Origin of the sequence: Virgibacillus chiguensis (genome assembly GCF_900129865.1) — a bacterium.
GTDB lineage: Bacteria > Bacillota > Bacilli > Bacillales > Amphibacillaceae > Virgibacillus > Virgibacillus chiguensis.
Genome location: NZ_FQXD01000004.1, coordinates 266,993 through 288,186, shown reverse-complemented (window position 1 = coordinate 288,186; position 21,194 = coordinate 266,993). Strand labels below are relative to the sequence as shown.

At 37.5% G+C, this 21,194-nt stretch carries 20 protein-coding genes and 2 riboswitches; of the genes, 4 read left to right on the top strand and 16 right to left on the bottom strand.

Annotated elements, in window-relative coordinates; all coding sequences use genetic code 11:
* Positions 1-377 precede the first annotated feature (377 nt).
* From BUB45_RS07040 to BUB45_RS07015, 6 genes are all read right to left on the bottom strand, one after another.
* Complete coding sequence (locus BUB45_RS07040; protein ID WP_073006696.1) at positions 378-1,193, bottom strand: ABC transporter ATP-binding protein; 816 nt, start codon at positions 1,191-1,193, stop codon at positions 378-380.
* A gap of 232 nt (positions 1,194-1,425) precedes the next feature.
* Positions 1,426-2,445 carry a ThiF family adenylyltransferase gene (locus tag BUB45_RS07035; protein WP_342068341.1) on the bottom strand — a complete coding sequence of 340 codons (1,020 nt, stop codon included), beginning with the start codon at positions 2,443-2,445 and terminating at the stop codon, positions 1,426-1,428.
* On the bottom strand, positions 2,442-3,206 hold the full coding sequence (locus BUB45_RS07030) for a thiazole synthase (protein ID WP_073006694.1): 765 nt from the start codon (positions 3,204-3,206) through the stop codon (positions 2,442-2,444). The genes BUB45_RS07035 and BUB45_RS07030 overlap by 4 nt, the downstream gene beginning before the upstream one ends.
* A 4-nt stretch (positions 3,207-3,210) precedes the next feature.
* Positions 3,211-3,414: a sulfur carrier protein ThiS gene (gene thiS, locus BUB45_RS07025; RefSeq protein WP_073006692.1), complete on the bottom strand. Its 204-nt coding sequence runs from the start codon at positions 3,412-3,414 to the stop codon at positions 3,211-3,213.
* Positions 3,415-3,580: 166 nt separating this feature from the next.
* Positions 3,581-4,690, bottom strand: a complete 1,110-nt coding sequence (thiO, locus tag BUB45_RS07020; protein ID WP_073006690.1) for a glycine oxidase ThiO — start codon at positions 4,688-4,690, stop codon at positions 3,581-3,583.
* On the bottom strand, positions 4,674-5,285 hold the full coding sequence (locus BUB45_RS07015; protein WP_073006689.1) for a thiamine phosphate synthase: 612 nt from the start codon (positions 5,283-5,285) through the stop codon (positions 4,674-4,676). The genes thiO and BUB45_RS07015 overlap by 17 nt, the downstream gene beginning before the upstream one ends.
* Before the next feature lie 487 nt (positions 5,286-5,772).
* Positions 5,773-5,883: riboswitch (TPP riboswitch) on the bottom strand.
* Between the two features lie 286 nt (positions 5,884-6,169).
* On the opposite strand from BUB45_RS07015, the gene BUB45_RS07010 reads away from it, so the two are divergent.
* Positions 6,170-6,631: a DinB family protein gene (locus BUB45_RS07010; RefSeq protein ID WP_073006687.1), complete on the top strand. Its 462-nt coding sequence runs from the start codon at positions 6,170-6,172 to the stop codon at positions 6,629-6,631.
* 128 nt (positions 6,632-6,759) lie between these two features.
* Here BUB45_RS07010 and BUB45_RS07005 read toward each other — a convergent pair whose 3' ends face one another.
* A complete protein-coding gene (locus BUB45_RS07005) occupies positions 6,760-7,659 on the bottom strand; it encodes an acetamidase/formamidase family protein (protein WP_073006686.1) in 900 nt (299 codons plus the stop codon).
* Positions 7,660-7,939: 280 nt separating this feature from the next.
* Between BUB45_RS07005 and BUB45_RS07000 the strand changes: the two genes are divergently transcribed.
* Both BUB45_RS07000 and BUB45_RS06995 read left to right on the top strand, forming a co-directional pair.
* Positions 7,940-8,605 (top strand): HAD family hydrolase, encoded by a 666-nt coding sequence (locus BUB45_RS07000; protein WP_073006684.1) that lies wholly within the window; start codon positions 7,940-7,942, stop codon positions 8,603-8,605.
* A gap of 464 nt (positions 8,606-9,069) precedes the next feature.
* Positions 9,070-9,654, top strand: a complete 585-nt coding sequence (locus BUB45_RS06995) for an SCO family protein (protein WP_073006682.1) — start codon at positions 9,070-9,072, stop codon at positions 9,652-9,654.
* Between the two features lie 198 nt (positions 9,655-9,852).
* Here BUB45_RS06995 and BUB45_RS06990 read toward each other — a convergent pair whose 3' ends face one another.
* The 6 genes from BUB45_RS06990 to BUB45_RS06965 form a co-directional block, all read right to left on the bottom strand.
* Positions 9,853-11,280, bottom strand: a complete 1,428-nt coding sequence (locus BUB45_RS06990) for a sodium:solute symporter family protein (RefSeq protein ID WP_073006681.1) — start codon at positions 11,278-11,280, stop codon at positions 9,853-9,855.
* Positions 11,281-11,437: 157 nt separating this feature from the next.
* Positions 11,438-12,535 (bottom strand): NAD(P)/FAD-dependent oxidoreductase, encoded by a 1,098-nt coding sequence (locus BUB45_RS06985; RefSeq protein ID WP_073006679.1) that lies wholly within the window; start codon positions 12,533-12,535, stop codon positions 11,438-11,440.
* Between the two features lie 3 nt (positions 12,536-12,538).
* A complete protein-coding gene (locus tag BUB45_RS06980) occupies positions 12,539-12,856 on the bottom strand; it encodes a (2Fe-2S)-binding protein (RefSeq protein WP_073006677.1) in 318 nt (105 codons plus the stop codon).
* A 24-nt stretch (positions 12,857-12,880) separates the two neighbouring features.
* Complete coding sequence (locus BUB45_RS06975) at positions 12,881-13,954, bottom strand: NAD(P)/FAD-dependent oxidoreductase (protein WP_073006675.1); 1,074 nt, start codon at positions 13,952-13,954, stop codon at positions 12,881-12,883.
* Complete coding sequence (locus BUB45_RS06970; protein ID WP_073006673.1) at positions 13,944-14,264, bottom strand: (2Fe-2S)-binding protein; 321 nt, start codon at positions 14,262-14,264, stop codon at positions 13,944-13,946. The genes BUB45_RS06975 and BUB45_RS06970 overlap by 11 nt, the downstream gene beginning before the upstream one ends.
* A gap of 409 nt (positions 14,265-14,673) precedes the next feature.
* Positions 14,674-15,393: a GntR family transcriptional regulator gene (locus BUB45_RS06965; protein WP_073006671.1), complete on the bottom strand. Its 720-nt coding sequence runs from the start codon at positions 15,391-15,393 to the stop codon at positions 14,674-14,676.
* Positions 15,394-15,699: 306 nt separating this feature from the next.
* Here BUB45_RS06965 and BUB45_RS06960 point away from each other — a divergent pair, with 306 nt between their 5' ends.
* Positions 15,700-17,310, top strand: a complete 1,611-nt coding sequence (locus BUB45_RS06960) for an amidase family protein (RefSeq protein WP_073006669.1) — start codon at positions 15,700-15,702, stop codon at positions 17,308-17,310.
* A gap of 252 nt (positions 17,311-17,562) precedes the next feature.
* On the opposite strand, the gene BUB45_RS06955 is transcribed toward BUB45_RS06960, so the two are convergent.
* The 3 genes from BUB45_RS06955 to BUB45_RS06945 all read right to left on the bottom strand — a co-directional run bounded on the left by BUB45_RS06955 (position 17,563) and on the right by BUB45_RS06945 (position 21,192).
* Entirely contained in the window at positions 17,563-17,847 is a 285-nt protein-coding gene (locus BUB45_RS06955; protein ID WP_073006668.1) for a PTS sugar transporter subunit IIB, read from the bottom strand.
* A gap of 1 nt (position 17,848) precedes the next feature.
* A complete protein-coding gene (locus BUB45_RS06950; RefSeq protein WP_212590749.1) occupies positions 17,849-19,198 on the bottom strand; it encodes a PTS galactitol transporter subunit IIC in 1,350 nt (449 codons plus the stop codon).
* 348 nt (positions 19,199-19,546) lie between these two features.
* A riboswitch (TPP riboswitch) is annotated at positions 19,547-19,657 on the bottom strand.
* Positions 19,658-19,926: 269 nt separating this feature from the next.
* Positions 19,927-21,192 carry a cytosine deaminase gene (locus BUB45_RS06945; protein WP_073006666.1) on the bottom strand — a complete coding sequence of 422 codons (1,266 nt, stop codon included), beginning with the start codon at positions 21,190-21,192 and terminating at the stop codon, positions 19,927-19,929.
* Positions 21,193-21,194 lie beyond the last annotated feature (2 nt).

Here is a 21,194-nt window from a genome sequence, read left to right as displayed (position 1 = left end):
GCTTCGCTTGAAGTGGGAGCTTCTCATTTCCACGACGAAAGCAACCTTTCGTCTCCATGAGCGTTACTTCGGGAAGTTCCTGCCCTAGATGTCCGACGAATCGGAGTTTCTTTCGTACCTTGGATATTTTACGCATGGAAGGATTCGCTTGGTTTTCGCATTATTAGTTTCTCCATGCAACCTCATATATCCAGTTTTCAAAGAACACTTCATGCTCTTATGGTAACATGCGTTCGGTCAATTAGCACGTCTAAAGACGTACTTGACCGAAAGCCAATTCATCTCCACCTTACCGCTGGGATTTCACCCTTCACACGCTTGAAGATGGAGACTTCTTGGCTAAAAACGTTAAAAATTGTTCCATATTAAACGCTGCATTAATCCTGTTCATGCAAGCTGGTCGGAAATGATTGCATCTTTTTTCTTACCCATAACCTGTCATCTCTTAAGTCACATTCAATCGGAAGTTGATAGAACTGCGTTAATGTTTCCGAAGACAATAACTCTATCGTTTTTCCTTGTTGAAAAACAGTACCCTCTCTTAACAATAATACATGTGAGAAAATCGGCAAAACTTCCTCGATATGATGCGTCACGAATAATATTGTCGGTGCTTCCTGCCGCTCTGCCAATTGCTGAATAAAAGCTAACAATTCTTCTCGAGCTAAAAAATCTAAACCATTGGTTGGTTCATCTAAAATAAGTAATTGTGGTCGAGCCATTAATCCCCGAGCAATTAGCAACTTCTGCTTTTCACCTTGAGACAACGTTCCATATGCTCGACCTTGCAAATACCCGATCCCTAAATGGTCCATTAATGTAGTAACTCGTTCCATATCTGTTTTCTCTATTTGTTCATATAAACCGATGGAAGCGTGTTTTCCACTTAAAATAATTGCCTCAGCCAAATCCGTGGCCTTTAGTTTTTCTTTTAGTGCAGAACTTATCCAACCGATATTTTTTCGTAACAGTCGTAAATCTGTCATTCCAAACGGTTTTCCCAAAACAGAAACACTTCCAGTAGTTGGCCAAATATAGCCAGTAATCATTTGTAACAGTGTTGTCTTTCCAGACCCATTTAATCCTAAAATAGCCCAATGCTCCCCCTTGACGACGCGCCAGTTTATTTGTTCTAAAACATGCTCCCCTTTTCTTTTCCACGAGACATCTGTCAATTCAATTACATTTTCCACCTAAGCTCCTCCTAGCTAAATAGTTATCCATAATATTAGCAAAACTCGGACTTATACTATATCAACTTAACATTTTATATTTTCATTTAGCACAAACCGTTTAGAAGAGAATCGGGCGTTCATCCGTGCAAGCGAGTTGTTTCCCTGCGCGACCTTAACAAAAGTGATTTTTATGTAAAATGAACAATAAGCCCCCTGAAGCCACAAGTCAGGGGGCTTATCGGCTTATCGTTTAAGCTCCAATATAACGCTGATATAACTTTTTTGCTTGTTCTACGTCACTTACACCGTGAATTAAAGTTCTACCATCTTGAAACACAACAAAACGGTTTTTTTTAATCGTGAAAATTAATAATTCCCCATTATCTTTCATCGAATCTGAAAACGGTTTTAACTGTTTTGCTAAGGCAGGAATAGACAATGTATTGGTTTGTGCAGGACGTACTTGCACCGTGTCCCTTCCGCAAAGAACGGCTGTCTGTATTCCTTGTTGTTTCATTAAAAATGGGTACGTTGCCTTCGCGGAGCAAGACGGACAATATGGATTGATTAACGGACTTACATTCACTGCTACATGCTTTCGTTCCCAAACATCAAAATTAAGCAGTTCTTGCGACATTTCGTATCCGGTTAAATATTTCAAGCATTCTGCCGTTTGATATGCTGCGGTAATTTGAACAGCCGGAGCAATCACTCCAACCGTATCACAAGTTCTCCCTTGCTGCGGAATTTGATCAATTAAACATTGTAGACAAGGCGATTTTCCAGGCATAATGGCTAAAACAATGCCATAACTCGTTAAACAACCTCCATATACCCAAGGTACGCGCCATTTGGCACAAGCATCATTAATAATAAACCGCGTATTGAAATTATCCGTTCCATCAATTACAAAATCAGCATCCTCCATAAATACTTCTGCGGTTTCGGCTGCAAATTCTTCAACAACTCCTTCAATTGTAATGGACGTGTTGATTGCTTGCAACCGCCTAGATGCCGCTTTAGCTTTCGTATGAGCGTGCGCTGCATCTTCTTCTGTAAACAACTGTTGTCTACTTAAATTACTCCACTCCACATAATCGCGGTCAATGATGGTGATTTTCCCAACACCAGCACGAGCTAACATTTCCCCATTTGCACTTCCTAATGCACCAGCTCCAACAATAACTACATGCTTATTAGCTAGTTTTTGTTGACCCTCTGTTCCAATGGGAGCAAATAACTCCTGTCGTGAGTAACGCTGTTTTATCATTCTATCATCGCCGTATCTGGACTGCTTTTGGTTGCATATGTTTTTTTCGGTATTCTTCCCGCTTCATAACTCAATCGCCCTGATTCAACCGCAAGTTTCATCGCCTTTGCCATTTTAACCGGATCACCCGCTCCAGATACAGCCGTATTTAATAATATTCCGTCAGCGCCTAATTCCATGGCATAACTAGCATCACTTGCTGCTCCAATCCCCGCATCAACAATAACAGGAACATTCGATTGCTCAATAATAAATTGCAAATTTAGCGGATTTACAACTCCTTGCCCAGAGCCAATTGGAGAAGCGCCCGGCATGACTGCATGTACACCAGCTTCTTCTAACTGTCTTGCTAACACGACATCATCCGATGTGTACGTTAAAACGGTAAAACCTTCCTCAAGTAACAGCTTAGATGCTTTCATTGTTTCAAATGGGTCTGGTAATAATGTTTTATCACATCCAATTATCTCTACCTTAATCATATCACAGAGTTCAGATGCTTTCGCTAAACGTGCGATCCGCACTGCTTCTTCAGCCGTTTTAGCTCCAGCTGTATTCGGTAATAAGGTATATTTCTTTAAATCTAATTCTTCCAATAAATTTGGTTCTTTTGCGTCAAAAATATTCATTCTTCTAACAGCAAAGGTTAGAATTTCTGCTTCCGATACATTTACCGCTTCTTTTTGCACTTGAAAACTGGGGTATTTTCCGGTTCCTAACAGTAATCTAGATGCAAATGTTTTATCTCCAATTTGTAACATTGGTTTAACCTCCCCCTACAAAATGTACAATTTCAATTCTATCTCCGTCTTCCAAATTCGTCTGTGAATAATCTGTTTTGCGAATAATTTCTTTGTTTTTTTCTACTGCCGCTACTTTTTCTTCGATGTCATAAGCTTCTAACAAATCAAGCATTGTCATCGTATCTTTGGCAAAATGCAATGTCTCTCCATTCACGTGCAGTTCCACACCATATCCTCCTCTCTTTTATAGCAATATAGAAAAAGCCAAAAATGTGAATGCATCATCCTAGCAAAACATAGGCTCCCCATAAAAAAACTTGATCTGAAGCTAGTTTTTTATAAAATACATCTTCGCCTTAATAGTGCGTATCTTCGGAAATATCTTTCTAGTTTTAGCTATTAACCATCGCTAAACGCTGGGGTGACACTAGGGTTCCAATAGCTTTTTGGCTTTGATTCATTATTAGGTCACCAATTAATTGCGCCGTTGCAGGTGCCAACAATACCCCATTTCGATAATGCCCAGTAGCATAATAAAGACCTGGTAAATAAGGATGCTCTCCAATAACAGGTATCCCATCTTCTGTTCCAGGTCGCACACCTGTTAAAAAGGAATCTATCCTAGCATCACGAAAAGATGGAAAAATAGTATTAAAATGTGTTAGCAAAGATTCAATTCCTCCCACAGAAACATAGGACGATTGATTATAACGTTCGGAAGTTGCGCCAATAACATAGCGACCATCTCGTTTTGGTACAAGGTAAAAATCCTTACAAAAGAGTGTCTGTTTTAACTGAATACCACTAGAAATAATGGATAAACATTCCCCCTTTACTGGTATCATTGGATTAACTAGCCCCATTGCCGTAAACCATCGCCCACTCTCAGCCCCTGTGGCAATTACTACGCGCTCAGCTGTTATCAAACCTTCATCTGTATCCAAGTGAAAAGTTTTGCCAACGTGGTTTATGTTCCATACATGACAATCCTCTTTCACCTTGCCACCTTTTGCAATAGCCCCTTGTTTAAAAGCTTCACAAACTCGTGAGGGTTCCACGTGCCCATCCGTCTCCATGTAAATGCCAGCAATCGCTTCTTTGCCTAACATGGGATACCATGCTTTCAGTTGCCTTTGGTCCACCCATTCTAAATTTGGGAAAGCTTGTCGCTTTAATTCTATTGCTTGTTTTTCCTGTTCATGAAAAGCAAGTTCCACCATGCCTCCAGAAGCTAACTGAATATCGATGGATGTTAGTTCATACAATTCCCAATTTAATTCCTGATACATATCTCTACTAGATTGACATAATTTATAAAACTCATTTGCATTACTATTTTCCGTATGTACACCTAACATTCCGGCAGCTGCTTTTGTCGCCTTTCTTCCACTTTGCTGTTTTTCAACAACAAGGGTAGTTACATTATTTTTATTTAATTGATACGAAACAGCATGACCAATAATTCCACCACCAACAACGACAACTTCATAATAATCCTTCAATTTTCTCTACCTCCTTACGTAGGCTCATGGCAGCTGTCTTTGGACAAGTTGCACTAAAAATCCCCGACATGACAGCAACACCTGTTACCCCAATATCTTTAAAATGGGATATTCTATCTCCTGTTATCCCACCAATTGCAATGACTGGGATTGTAAGTGCATGAATGACTTGTTCCAATTGGTATAATCCTCTTGGTTTTATGCCTGGTTTACTGTTTGTTTGATAAATATGTCCAAACATCACATAGTCAGCCCCATTATCTTCAGCATATTTTGCCGCTTCCAAAGAGTGAACAGAACTCCCCACCCTTAAAGAGGGAAAGAAGCGCTTTATCTCCCCTATATTTGTGCGGTATTCAGGTAAATGCAATTGATTTACTCCCGTTAAAAACGGAATTTTAACATGCGTATGAATACAAAGTACTTCTTTTGGAACACCGCTGTTTATTAATACCTGCACAAATTGCAAATATTCTAATCTCGATTTCTGTTTTTCTCTTAAAATGATGTGATCTACGAAAGGAGCAATTGCTAGTATTGTACTGATTAATTTTGTCTCTTCCGTTTCTCCATTCGTTACCGCATATAATTGCATTAGGTCCCCTCCTATTCGTTTAATCCAGATTTGTGGAAAAATGGAAGGCTTTTTATACAACACATCTTGACATGAAAAGCGAATGCTTTTCATGATGATAGAGACTACCTTATGCGTTCCAAGGGTTTTCTTATAGTGGAACAAAGGCTCGGAGCGCTCGGCTAGCAACGTAACGACTGGAACGAATCAACGAAAGTTTTAGGAAGCATGCTCCTGCAACAGGAGTATGTCGGCGCCCTCCGGCAAGCCCGTCTTTAGTCGGCCTTCCTATTTAGAACGAACCGATGATGACTTATCCCGTAGGGCAATTTCGCGAAGTCGCCTAGTTGAAGGCGCTGGAGCCGGACGTGGCTAAATAACTTAGTTAGTTTACCACAGCTGCTAAAATTTTATAATTTCCTAGACCGGAACAAAAAATGTCACTTTCTCCAACGTCGGAAAAAGTGACATGTATACACATATATAGAAGCAAGACTATGTACAGTAAATAGTCTTACAGTCACTTTCCTCCGCTGGTTTGTTAGCCAGTTCAGGTTCAAAGAGTCCCAACGTTGCACGTTGATCTCAGCCATTAAAAATGGCACCCCTAGCGATTTCAAATATTCATCATTTTTATTACCTTCTACCTTACAGCACATAAAACCATATGTCCAGCATTTTCCTTCCATTACCTTTAAGGTACTTAAAACTTCGCCTCCAGACTGGGAACATGTCTAATAACTCTAAGTGTCAAATCCGCAATTCGCTTTCGGTAGTATCAGTAACAATGAAATCAATGTAAAAAATCAAAACAACATTTCTTATACATATATAGGTATAAAACTATTCATCTTATAACTTCTCTGTTATACTAATCTCAAATTGAGCAAATAGGGGGATGAAAAATGAGTAAAGATTTAATTGAACAATTTGCGTTGAATCGTAACATGCTGTTTATGGAACTAGATAAGCTAGATGAATCACTAATTGACGAACAATTAGACGAACTAAATAATACGGTACATTGGCATATCGGACATATTTTAACTGTTGCGGAGCAATTTCTATTTGGTTTCCCGAACCAAACAAAGCATTTACCAGAGGAATTTATTTCTCTATTTGGAAACGGTACAAAACCTGCTGATTGGCCAAATAATGTGCCATCCCTTACAGAATTAAGAGAAAAACTACAACAACAAATGGAGCGTGCTATGAAACTGGACGCGGAATATTTTGCTACGCCATTGGAAAAACCTTTTCTAGGGCAAGATACAATCGGCGGACTAGCAAAAGTTGCTACATTCCATGAAGCACATCATACTGGTCAGATACATACAATTCATTTAATCGCTGCAAAAAGAAAATGACTTGCACTTGTAGGGGGATAGGGGAGTTTTCCCCCTACCATTTCTCTCAATAAAGACCATTCATTTTTATATGCTTATTTTTCCTTCACTCCACCTCTTCTTCACATAGAAATCGTAAAACTTGTTCTCTACAGTAGTTGATAACCGTATTTATCCAGTACCCACATTGGAAGTTCCATTCGCGATGTCATGAACGGATCAACAATTTGACAAATTTTTAAATCTGCTCCCACAGATAGAAACATTGCTGCTTCATGCGCTTCCATTTTCAGTACATTCACAAGAAAAGTATGCATATGTTTCGTTGCTTGCTTAGAAGCTTCATCTAGCGTTTCACGAGACGCTATCGTCATTACGTGTTTGTCATCAGCTAAAAAGGGAAGTGGATAAGGTTGTCCTTTAATTACGCTAACTTTAACTGTAATTTCAGCAGCAATTTCTAATCCACAAATAACTACCTCACCATCTCCCATAACTGCGTGTACATCTCCCATTGCCAAAAGAGCCCCTTCTACATTTACCGGTAAATAAAGGGAAGATCCTATTCCAATTCGTTTACAATCCATATTTCCACCGTGATCTTTTGGCGTTCCTGTTGGCACATCTTCATCAAGTGGAGCAGTTCCAATAACTCCAATCATAGGTTTTATCGGTAATTGTAGAGTTTCATTAAAAATAGCTTTCCCATCATGTATAGAAATAATTTTTGTTTTTTCATCAGTAAAACTACCTGCTAAAGCCCCCATTTTTGGTGTGATGGACATTACGCCTTGGTTAGCAATTTGAATATCCAATATATCCACTTTTAATGTATCTCCTAGTCTGGCGTCTTCCACAAACAACGGTCCTGTCGCTGGATTAATTTTATCCCACCCGACGGTGTGGAATAAATCATCTTCACTTTTCATTTCGTTACTAAAACAATCGTACGTTTCAAATAGAATTGTTTCTCCTGAAAAAACTGTTTCTACGGGCTTGTTCTTTGGTGACATTGACAAAACATAGGTTTCCTTCGCAATTCTTTTCACTTGTGTATACCTCCTAATTCACAGCTTTGTGATATCGTTTCTATGTTAGCTAAGTTTATTATACTACTATTCTTCCCCTCCCTTTCACCCAAATGTTAGCTAGTTGCTCTTATGACTGCTATAATGAACATGGTTTCTATACTTGAAGTGCGTTAATAATCAAGCTGAAAGAATAATACACGCTACTTTCAACAGAAGTTCCGATTGTATATTTTCGTTACTAACTAAGAACAGTACTAATAAAGTACAAACATATTACATTCATTTAGGAGGATATGCAATGAGTCAATTAAAATTAATGATCTTTGATATGGACGGTTTACTATTTGACACGGAACGGATTGCCTTCCAAGCCTTAAAAAAGGCGATGAAAAATGCTGGGTATAACCTAACGCTAGACATATACCGTAAGATTATTGGTGCTGGAAACCAGGAAGATGAGAAAATGTTAAAAAGCGTATACGGAGAAAAATTTTCCTTTAACCTTATAGAGGAAGACTATCTCTATGAATCTGAGAAAATATTAAAAAACGATGGCTTAAAAATAATGAAAGGTGTTCCAGAACTTCTTGATATATTAGATGAACAAAAGATTAAAAAATGTGTTGCCTCTTCTAGTTCATTAGAAACGATTGATCGCTATTTGACGATGACAAATTTGAAAGCTAGATTTGACTTTTATATGAGTGGGGATGAAGTAACGCGCGGAAAACCTCATCCTGATATTTTCCTTGAAGCATGTAAGCGCGCAAATGTAACCCCAGAATTGGCAATGGTGTTAGAAGACTCACCAAATGGTTTAAGAGCTGCTTATCAAGCTGGCATAAATTGTATAGTAGTACCTGATTTAGTTGAACCTGATGAAGAAATGTACATCAAAACGTATCGAGTAGTAGATAGTTTAGTAGAAGTCTGCGATCTACTCACTGCACAAAAATCGGTGTAAAAATACCGTAGGAATTGCTGTATCGAAATAATAGATAACTGAAATATACGTTACAAATGAACCGAGCTTTCCATATCAACATCGATTACAAGTTGTCATTTTTCCTTCACATATCCATATTGCGATGGAAGTGTTTACTTGGTACAATTTTGTTAAACTATGTTTTAAATTGTGAACAGATGTTAGAAGGTTTTTTGAAGCGTTAAATGTGGGAAAGAAATGGCATGATCTTTATTATTGGAAGTTTTCTTTCATCACTTTAGGATCGTTCGTACTACAAAGGTATGATAGAACCAAAGCCTTTGAATAAAGGGGATGTAGGTGCTGCTATTATCTGATTACACTCATGCTCAGCGGACCTCCAACTCTTGAACGGAGAGACAAACCACTTCAATTTGAAGCTCTAAAATAACCTTTTAAACATCAAATATACGTGGGGTAACAAGATGGGAAGGAAGTTGATGATGAAAAAGTTTATAGGGGTTGCTTTGCTAGTATTAGCTGCTTTTCTAACAGCTTGTGGTGGAGCAGAAGAAAAGATTGAACCAAATATGTCAGAAGAAGTTATGGACTTTACGTATACTACGCAAGATAACGAAAAACTTTCTTTAGAGGACTTGAAGGGGAACTATTGGATTGCTGATTTTATTTTTACAAATTGTACAACCGTATGCTTACCGATGACATCTAATCTAGCAAAGTTACAACAAAAGACAAATGAAGCAAATATGGATATTCAATTTGTATCTTTCAGTGTCGATCCAGAATATGATACACCTGACGTATTAAAAGAATACGCTAAAGAATACCAAGCAAATTTAGATAATTGGACCTTTCTAACAGGCTATGATTTTGAGAAGATCAAAGAGTTTTCTATCAAATCATTTAAGAGCATGGTCGCTCCCCCTCCCGAAGGCAACGATCAAGTAACACATGGTACGAGCTTTTTCTTAGTTAACCCTGAAGGGGAAGTCATTAAAAAATACAATGGTGTGCAAGCTGATAGTATCGACACCATGGTTAATGATCTAAAAGAATTAGGTTTATAATATAAAAAGAGAGAAGAGCCTAGTTTATAATATGATTAGGCTCTCTCAATTATCGCTTCTTCTTTTCATACTACATCTGCCGAATCCAGTTCTAAAACCGTACACTACTATATTCTTTTGAAAAATATGTTGCAAATAAATGAACGAGTAGAAAATTTTCATGAAATTTAGAATGATAATTATTTCAATTCAGAAATTTCATTCTGCAAAGACCTCTTTTTGTTCTTCTCCAACTTCTTGACCGCCTCTAAATAAAAAATGCGCTACAATAAAACCGATCAACGAACTACCAATACCATAAACTGCATACGGAACAACTGTATCCATGATTTGCGCAGAAGCGGCTCCAATAATTCCAAATAAAATACCACCTAAAGCTCCTTTAGCAGTAAGAGAAAACTTATTTCTTAACATAAAACCAAGAAAAATTGGTACCAACAAACCCGCGGCTGAATAAGCATATGTAGCTTGTAACCATCCTAAAGCTCTCGGATAATATATTGCTAGCATAACAGCTATAATAACTACTGATATAGACAACAATCGCGATATATAAAGAAGCTTTCGCTCACTTACTTCTGGGTTTACATAGGATTGATAGATATCCTTTGAAATATTTACAACTACCGATTGTACAGCGCTACTTACTGTAGACATAATAGTAGCAATAATAAAGGAGGCATAAATGGCTAAAAACCAAGTCGGAATTTGGGTTAAAAACCACCCAGCCGCTAACTCTGAATTAGCTAGCCCTGGTTGCTGGGACAAAATGGCGATGCCCATAAATGACGCCCAAGCTCCTGATACAACCCCTACTATAGCTGCGATTATAAATCCTTGTTTAGCTACTTTAATATTTTTCGCTGCGTAAATACGCTGGTAAGACATCTGATTCGTTAGTGCACCAGGAAAAATAGCGAATGTCCAAAGCAAAATAGTTGATGCACCTATAGCTCCCATCCCTTCTGGAAAAGCAATCATCTCTTGTGGTACATTTGAAACAATATTACTCCATCCCCCACTCATATTTAGCATATAAATCGCACTCACAATTGAAACCGCCAACATCAAACAACCAAAAATAAAATCCGTCCAAGCAACAGACGTAAGTCCACCTGGTAAGACAAAACAAAGGCTAATGATCCCAAAAATAATAATTAAGAGAGTAAAAGAGATTCCTGTAATTTCTGTAAATAAATTAGCAAATGCTACTAATTGCGTACATAACCACCCAAATGGTACAACAACTGCCAATAAAGTGACTGTTGTTAACATTTTTTTGTTATTACCATACAGCTTTTTAAAAATATCTGGTAAGGTGGAGAACTTTTGCTTTTTTAACCATCCCGCAAGCAACACAAGTAAAATAATCCCAATTGAATATAATAAATTGTACGTAATAGCCGACCAACCTGCGCTATATCCTATTCCGATGTGAGCGACTAATACCCCACCTCCCATTCCTGTAGCAAATTGACTTCCAGCTACAACATAAACTGGCAAAGACCTACCACCAACAAGCCAATTTTCACTTCCACTTTGTTTTCTACCCACATAAACCGAAATGGCTGATCCGATCCCTAAAATAATTAACGATCCGATAATGATCGCCCATGTCGCTTCCATAATTCTCCCCCTTTTATGAACTCCATCAACGTTTCATTGAAACAGATTAATCGAACCATTTATTCCCCTTATATCCCTAACATTTAATCTTAAAATCTAGCGCTGTTTTATCCCTCTTCCACTTGCTGTTATACCATCAATTGTTAAAGTGGGAGTTTTACAGCATCTTATTTCTTAGTAAATGACTAAATCTTCCCATATGGTATCTATTCAAATCAATAGAAGTTTCACCATCAACTATAAGTTCAGTCATCAGCGTCCCCACCAGTGGAGAGAGCGTAATACCGCTATGCATAACGGCTATGTAAGCATTGTCTAATTGAGGGATTTCACCAATAATTGGATATTCATCCAAAGGCATTACCCGTATACCAGCAAAACAGCGTACGACATTGACATTGGCTAAAGATGGAACCATATGAATGGCCATATTAGCGGTTTCTTGCAAAACATCTACAGTTGATCGTTTATCATACCCTACTTCTTCTTTGGAATAGCCAATTAGCACCTCCCCATTATCCGCCTGTCTCAGACCGCCAATGGTATGTTTTAAAAATGGTGCTAATGGTTCAGTCACTAATATTTGTCCACGAACTTGCTTTATCGGTACTTGTATATCAAGCATGTCTCCAAGTTCTTTAGACCATGGACCAGCGGCAATAATAACTTTATGTGCTCGAAACTCTCCCTTTTTAGTTTCTATAATATATTGGTCTGTTTGTTTTTTCATATTGACTACTGGGTTGTAAAAAGAAAAATCCACTCCAAGTTTTTTGGCTGCTTTAATATACAGTTCCACTAAACGAAAAGGATTTACATTCCCATCTATTGAGCTAAATGTTGCTCCTACAATTTCCGGTGAAAGCGCCGGTTCTTTTTTTAACGCTGCTTCTCTGCTGAGCACGTCAATATCTATTCCAACCTCAGCCTGACTTTCCGCTAACTGTTCAGCATTTTTTCTGTCCTCTTCATGAAAAAATGGGGCGATTCCACCTGTTCGCTTGTATTCTACATCCCCTATTTTCCGCTCTAAAAACGGATATAGTTCTGCACTATACATGCTCAACTCTCCATACCAAGAAGGTGTCTTGCTATGCACCCACACCCATGCCTGTGTTGCACCTGACGTTCCTGACAGTGGAAACCCTTTATCAATTACTAACACACGATGCTTTTGACGTTCGGACAAATGGTAAGCAATACTACTACCAATCACCCCACAACCAACTATGATTACATCATAATTATTGTTCATTTGCTAAACTCCTCCTTCTTCAGAATCTTGAAGAACGGAAGCCACTTTGTTAGCTGTTCTATGATCAGCTAATGTCTTCATCCTTATTAATCGAAGTGGTGCACGCATTCTAGACGGCTTTAACTGACATAAGCTTATCCCCGTCTGTTCATGAATGATTTCACGAACAAGATTTGAGCATATTTTTGACTGACAAGGCCCCATCCCACATCTCGTCAAACGCTTTACGTCATCAAATGTTTCCGCTCCTAACTGTATAGCAGTAATGATTTCATCTTTATTGATTTCTTCACATCGGCAAACAATGGTTGAATTATCCATAAAATGCTCCTCCCTTTTTTCCTTCTAAATTTTTGGCAGAGGCAAGCCCTTTAATTTATAATACGCTTGAATATTTTCATATCTTCGCTGCATATTTTCTGCCTGCTCTAAAGATGATAATGCTTCCCACAGTTCATCTAACACATCATCCACATTTGAAATTTTCCCCATAGTCGCTAAAGCATGAACAGCAGCAATTTCTCCTGTCAAAAGTATTGCCCCTAAATGAGTAACACCTGCAGCATTGCCTGCTACATATACAGAGTCATTCGTCGTCTGAAACCCTTGATTATATATAGGGATCCATCCACCAAGCTCATGTTTGTATATTAAATGGCAATTCATGAGTTGAAAGGTCTCTACAATTGGCGAAAAAGTACTTGCTGTACAAATAAGATCAACCTTCATTTTTAATTGTGTCTCATTTGTTTGGACAATAACTGACTCTATCTCTCCTTTTCCTGTAACCATTTCAATTTCACTTTGTAAATAAATAGGGATTTGGTATGTATTCAAATAAGAAAGTAAACCAACATTTTCGCTTATAACCTTGTCCCCCTTTTCCACAATACCTTTTATGTTAATGCCACATTCGATTAACTGCTGCGCTGTTTCCAGCGCAAAATCATTAGAACCAACGATAAGGGCTTCTTCACCTGGCAAAACGAGCTCCCGGTGAAGTAAAATTTGCACAGCTCCTGCAGTCATTACCCCGGGAAGTGTCCAGCCCGGAAAGATAATTGCTTCTTCGGCAGCACCCGGGGCAAAAAGATATTTTTTAGCCCTAATAGGAAACGTATCTGTTCCATTCGTTACACCAACTTCACCATTTTCATAAGTGCCTACCATAGTATGATTATTCAAAATTTTTACATCAGAATGTAAAACTTCTTTTTCTAACTTTGCTAATATTTCTACTCCTCGTGAAGGCGAATAGCCTTTAGGTAAGGAATCTACTTGTTGAATTTGTTGTCGCAATTGCCCACCTACAGTAAAGGATTCGTCAATCAGCGTAACATCTATATTACTTGCTGCCCCACGAATTGCCGCACTCAATCCGGCCGGACCACCCCCAACAATCAATAAATCAGTTTTCATTTGGTTCCCTCCTTGTTGGATCCGCATTATTCGATTCCACCTTCATACCATCCTCTAATACAGTCGTACAACTTATGGAATGCTCTAATCCATTAATGGTTACAAAACAATTCGTACAGCGTCCTGTTGCACAATATAGCCCTCTAGACTGTAATAACTTTCTACTTTTACCAAATTCTTTGATTCCGTTTGCCATTAAAGCTGCCGCCACTGTTTGACCTTCTTTAGCTTTTAAAAGCTCTCCATTAAATAGAAATTGAATTTCTTTGCCTGCTTTCCTACCTGTAATTGGATGTTTTTCTAATTGCATAATAATACCTCCATCTCTAAAAAAGTTTTAACTTTTCAAAAAAATAATCGCGTGAAAATTTATATATATAAAGATATAATATTATAATATTATATCTTTATATTGAAGCATTCTTTCCTTCTGTATATTGCCAATGATTCATTTACCTTACACCCACGCTTACCCCCTTTTGCCCATGGTTAACTCATAATTAAAAGTTATTACCTTATTTCTTATGGAAAAAAGCTGCTGTTTTTTATAATAAATCTATAAGGAGTAGGAGATGCTTTCTCCCCCTACTAAACGTTTGTACATTACGTAATAGGTGTTATCTTCACTTGTATTCTGTATTTTAATTTTTCCCTGTATATACCTCTAACTTGTTAAACGAATTTGGAGTCAATAGCAGCATATATTCTACGATTCAATATCATAATTTAACCTCTAAATAGTAATGGGCTTCTTCAAACAGCATAATCATTTTTGAATATTCGATAACTTCTTTTTCTTTCACAGTTGTATGACGTTCTAATACAAATAAAGGGTGGCCTTTTTCAACATTTAATAATTGGGCTTCTTCTTCAGCCGCTTTCATAGTAGATATGTATACTTTTGCTTTATCCAGTTGGAGACCATACTTTTTGGAAAATACATTATATAATAAATCGTTCTCAATTTCTGCTTGTTTTAGCATTGGAACTAGCTTTTCATTTATATAGGAGTATTCAATGACTATTGGCTTTTTATTTTGTAATTTAAGGCGGTGAATTTTAATTACTTTATTTCCTTTATGTAAATGTAGGATTTTAGCTATATTGTTATCAACTTGAGTAACGGAAAACGCAACCGTCTTATGCGGATGATTGTTTCTCGCACTTCCATCTTGCATCGTAACTAATTTTGCCAAATCGTATTCCATATGAGTGCTTACAAATGTTCCCTTGCCGCTTTGCCTGTATAACGATCCATCATTTACTAAATCTAGTATGGCACGCTTTACAGTAATGGTACTAACATGAAATTGTTCCGCCAGTTCTTTCTCTGTGGGAAGCTGATAGCCTGCACTCCATTCACCTTGTTCTATTTTTCTTTCTATGTAATCTTTTATTTGTTTATATAAAGGGATTGATAATTCTTTATCTATTAACATCTTTAACTCCTTTAAATTATAATATTATAATCTAATATAGGTTTAATAAATTTTAATTGAAAGAATTTTATCATTAATTAGACAAAAAGGCAACAGAAAACCATACTTCCACTTTCAATATCCTCACATTCCTTTATTTTCTTATTTTTATGATATAATCAAAAAATCCGTTTGTTTCAACAAGAGGAAATGAATAAGAATTTTTTCTTAAAACAAGACATAAGTAAATATTTTTTACTTTGAAATGAAAAATTCTCGAATGAGCAATACTAAACAAAACAACTAATTCACAACAGGAGGAAGTTTATGAAAAAATGGAAAAAAATAGCCCATGTCATAATAGGAATTGTACTACTTTTCATAGGGGGAGGCGCATATTACGTGTATCATACATTTATCCCTGCAAATCCTGAACGGATAATTTACGATAAAGAGCGAGTAATAGAACCAATAGATAAACAATTGCAAGATATTGATAGAAATATCCTTAAACAAAAAGAAGCAAAGGTAGTTGATGCAAGCATAGAAGATATCCAAAGTATGATTGAAAATGGAGAGTTAACTTATGAACAATTAACCGCTATTTACCTGTTTCGCATTAAACAACATGACCAGAATGGTATTGCTTTAAATGCAGTGACAGAAATTAACCCACATGCCATTAAAGAAGCAAGAAAATTAGATCAAAATCGAGCCCAACATAAACAATCTGATTTATATGGCATCCCAATTATCGTAAAAGATAATATCCAAACTGCTCATGAAATGCCGACAAGCGCTGGTTCCTACGTCCTTAAAGACTGGATAGCAGATACCGATGCACATATTATAGATCAATTAAAAGAACAAGGTGCATTTATCCTAGGAAAAGGAAACATGTCAGAATGGGCAAATTTCACCTCGCAGAAAGCGCCTAATGGATACAGTGGCAAAAAAGGACAAAATTTGAATCCATATGGACCACTTGAATTTAATACCGACGGTTCCAGTTCTGGATCTGCAACGGTAACTGCAGCTAATTTTACACCTCTTGCTATTGGAACAGAAACGACAGGCTCCATTATTGCGCCTGCTGCCAAACAATCTATTGTAGGTTTACGTCCTTCTCTAGGGCTAATAAGTCGGCATGGAATTATCCCCTTGTCTGAAACACTGGATACGGCTGGGCCAATGGCAAGAACGGTAAAAGATACTGCCATTTTATTTAACGCTATGATTGGTTATGATAGCAAAGATTCTTTAACTAAAGAGAAGAAAATCCAAGAAGCTAGCTTCGACGTAAAATCCTTATCAGTAGATGGGCTAAAAGGAAAGAAAATTGGAATACTTTATTCTGTAGAAGACCAAGATAAGAGAAAACAAGCGGTAGCTAAAAAAATCAAGCAGGACTTAAAAGCTGCTGGAGCAACTTTAGTAGACAATATAAAAATGGATTATGAAGGAATTGAAAATGTTTCGATCATAAAATATGACTTTAAAAAGGACTTGAATGATTATCTTGAACAACAGAAAACAACACCTGTTAAATCGTTACAGGATATCATTCAATACAATGAAAAAGACAAGGAACGGAGAATAAAATATGGACAAGGATTATTAAAGCAATCTGAAGACTCCTCTTTAACCAAAAAAGACTTTGAAGCTATTTTACAGTCTAGCCAAAATAATTCCAAAAAGCAATTAGACAAATATTTAGTGGAAAAAGGACTAAACGCTCTCGTTATGATAAATAATGAGCATGTATTACTATCCGCAATTGCAGGATATCCTGAATTAACTGTTCCTGCAGGGTACGACGATAATGGTGAACCAGTTGGAGCTACTTTTATCACCAAACCATTTCTAGAACAAGATCTATTTCAAATTGGCTACGCTTATGAACAAAAGACAAAAAATCGTAAGGCTCCTAAGTTGTAACTGAGTTACTTGCGTAATAAGAGCAACAAAATACCCACTTCTACAATAGTGATAGTAGTGGGTGTTTTTATCGCCAAACGATGATATATTTTTGGAAGGGAGTATTCCATACGTGAGACTTCCTTCCAACCGCATCGTTTGTTTAAGCTTAAAAAAGACAAGACTGATCGCCCATTCTCAAAACGTAAGCTGTAGTTCTGCTTGTACAATAAACTGTACGATTTGTTCAGCAGGTTATATCTAATTCTATTCTCAACTAAATACTTTTTCACGAATTATTTGATACATTTCCTCTCCCCCTAATCCCGATATAAATGGCGTGCCGTCAATCACGTAATCTTTCATTTCATCAGGTACAATAGTCGTTGAGATAACAATATCATACATATCATATTGATTTACTGCTTCTGCTACACTAGATTGAAAAAGCGATACTTGATGTATGAGCTTTTCTTTTTCTAGCCACTCACGTATTTTTTCTTTCACCATTGTAGAAGTTGCGACCCCAGTACCACAAATTACGAGTATTTTAATCATTTTATTTCCTCCAATAGGAATTATTTTTATGTTTGTGTCTACTTCGTCTGTTAACATAGATGAATAAAACCATAATAAATGCCCCAAAAACTATAAAGCTAAACCACTGCATTCTTCCCGGTAACCAAATGAAAGGAAAAGTTGTCCACACTGCACCATCTACAAGCGAAGAAATCGTCGCGTAATTTTCCATATTAAAATCGGCACTTATCGCTGTCGCTGTTACTAAAGGAGCAACCCAAGTTGCAATATAAAGACCAATGCCAATATAAAAAGCTCCACCAATAACTGTCCGAATTATATTACCTTTAAAAACAGGTACCATTAAAGCGATAAGAAAAGGGATCGTCGCTAAGTCTGTAAAAGGTAACACTTTATTACCTGGTAATATCACAGCTAACAACAGTGTAATGGGCACTAATAACAAAGAAGCTGATAAAACGGCTGGATGTCCCACCGCTAAAGCACTATCCATTCCAATATATAAATTTCTCTTTGGAAAACGTTGCTTCATATAATTTCCAGCGGCTTCTGAAACAGGTGCAAGTCCTTCCATTAATAAAGCGACCATACGTGGTAATAAGACAAGCACTGCCCCTGTCTGCATTGCTAAAGTTAACGTATTTTTAAGGTCATATCCTGCCAGTACACCAATAAATAAACCGATGACCACCCCCATTACTGTCGTATCACCAAACACACCCAGATGTTTTTGAATGGACGCTTGATTTGCCTGTAGCTTATTAAATTTAGGAATCCGATCAAATACGTAATTTAAAGGTTTGGCTACGATATAAGATGGAGCAGAAGCCCCATGCGGGAAAGTAATCTGTTTAAATCCATAAAAGGATTGGATATCCCTCTGAATCCAGTCACCAAGCAAAAGCAATACTATATGATGAACAATCATTACTCCAACAGCCATAGCGAAATGATTGGTCAACGCCAAAACTAATGAGGCTGTAAAAGAAGTATGCCAAAAATTCCATATATCAATATTTAGTGTCCGAGTAAATCCAATCGATAATAGAAGTAAATTGATAGCAATACCTATCGGAATCGTCAAACTGCCTAGAACGGTTCCATATGATATAGCTGCAGCTGCTGGCCAACCAACATCAATAATGGTGAGCTCTAAACCATATTTGTCAACCATAGCTTCAATTGCAGGTCCTAAGCTGTCACCTAATAGTCCGATAACAAGATTAATACCAATAAAACCAATGCCAACGATTAATCCAGAGCGAACAGCTTTGCTCACCTTTGTGCGCAAAACCAATGCAAAAATAAAAATTACAAATGGAAGCATAACACTAGCTCCCAAGTCAACAAACCACTGTAAAACAGACATTATTTCTCCCCCCATGCCAATATCTCATTGCATGTACAACATCGATAACGTATGTAACATGGTAACTTCCCCCTAGCTGACTTCCATAACAGTAGCAATTACTTTTTTATCTACCAATGGTAAAAGTGAATTTCATGAGATGACGAGTTTTGCTCAATAGGAGCTAAGACGTTCTCATGAATAGAAAGCTTAGTTATCCACAAATTTCTATAGCAAAGGATTACATTTTGCTTAGACCTTAAAGCCTAAAATTTTTGCGCAATAAAAAATGCCACTTTCTTCCCTGAGGAAAAGTGACATCGCATTCGAATTCTAAGCTAATCAATTTGCTCCAAACCATTATTAGAATCAAAGTTTCTGCCACTTCCCTCCGCTGGTTTATAACGCCAGATCAGGTTCAAAGAGTCCCAACGTCACACGTTGATCTCAGCCACAAATACGGCACCCCTAGTGAACTATTTTCATTTTTAATTGTATAGATAATATATCGGTTGGCACGTGCAAGTGTCAAGTTTTTTAGCAATGTTCATGAACAAAGGCTCCGGGCGACTTGTTAGCAACGTAGTGACTGGAACGAATCAACGAAAGTTTTAGTAATCATGCTCCTGCAACAGGAGTATGACGGGGCCATTCGGTTATTAGGTTACGCCATAGCATCAAATTTTTATGCTTTCTTATCTTTTAAAAACCTGCTGGACGAATCCAGCAGGTTTTTCCATTTCACTTATTTATTTTCTAGTAAAATCCACATATTCCTCTGTTCCTACATGTATCTTTGTTTCACTTGGTTTCGTTTTTGCAACAACCTTGCCATTGCGAATGGAATACATGACAACAGCTTGTTTACGAATCGCTTCATACGTATTTTCTGCGCCCAAAACGATGAAGTTAGCTGGTTTTCCAACTTCTATACCATACTCTTGTTCAACATGCATTGTTTTAGCACTGTTTGTTGTAATTAGATCCATTGAGTCAACAATTTGCTCGTACCCTAATAATTGAGCGACGTGAACTCCCATATGAAGTACTTGAAGCATATTTCCTGTGCCAAGCGGATACCAAGGATCAAAGATATCATCATGACCGAAACATACGTTCATACCTGCTTCTAATAACTCCTTCACTCTCGTTAAACCACGACGTTTTGGATAAGAGTCAAATCGCCCTTGCAAATGGATATTAACAAGTGGGTTGGATACAAAGTTGATCTCTGACATCTCTAATAAACGAAACAATTTATAAGCATACGCATCATTATAAGATCCCATTGCTGTTGTATGACTGGCAGTTACTCTGGGCCCTAGCCCCCGCTCATATGCTTCTTTCGCCACTACTTCTACAAATCGAGATTGCTCATCATCGATTTCATCACAATGAATGTCAATCAATCGATCATATTTTTCAGCAAGATCGAAGGCAATTTTTAACGACTCCACACCATATTCCCTGGTGAATTCAAAATGCGGAATTCCTCCGACTACATCTGCACCTAACTTCAAAGCTTCTTCCAACAATTCTTTTCCATTCGGATAGGATAAAATACCTTCTTGTGGGAAAGCAACTAGTTGCAAGCTCACAAAATCCGCCATTTCTTCCTTCAATTCTAGCAGTGCTCGTAGTGCTGTTAGCTTTGGATCAGTTACATCGACATGGGTGCGAACATGCTGAATACCTTGGGCAATTTGCCATTTCAAAGCTTGCGTAGCTCTATCTTTCACATCTTCATACGTTAACGATTGCTTCCTCTCTGACCAACGTTGAATGCCTTCAAATAACGTGCCACTCTCATTCCATTTTGGCTCTCCTGCGGTTAGTGTTGTATCAAGATGAATATGAGGTTCAATAAATGGAGGCAATACTAAGGAACCAGTAACGTCAAGAACTTCCCCTATATGCTGCTGATTAGCAGGGGAAATAGACGTAATTGTTTTTTCTGTCACACTAATATCCCATAACCCAGATTTATTGCGTAATCTAGCATTTTTTATAATCACTT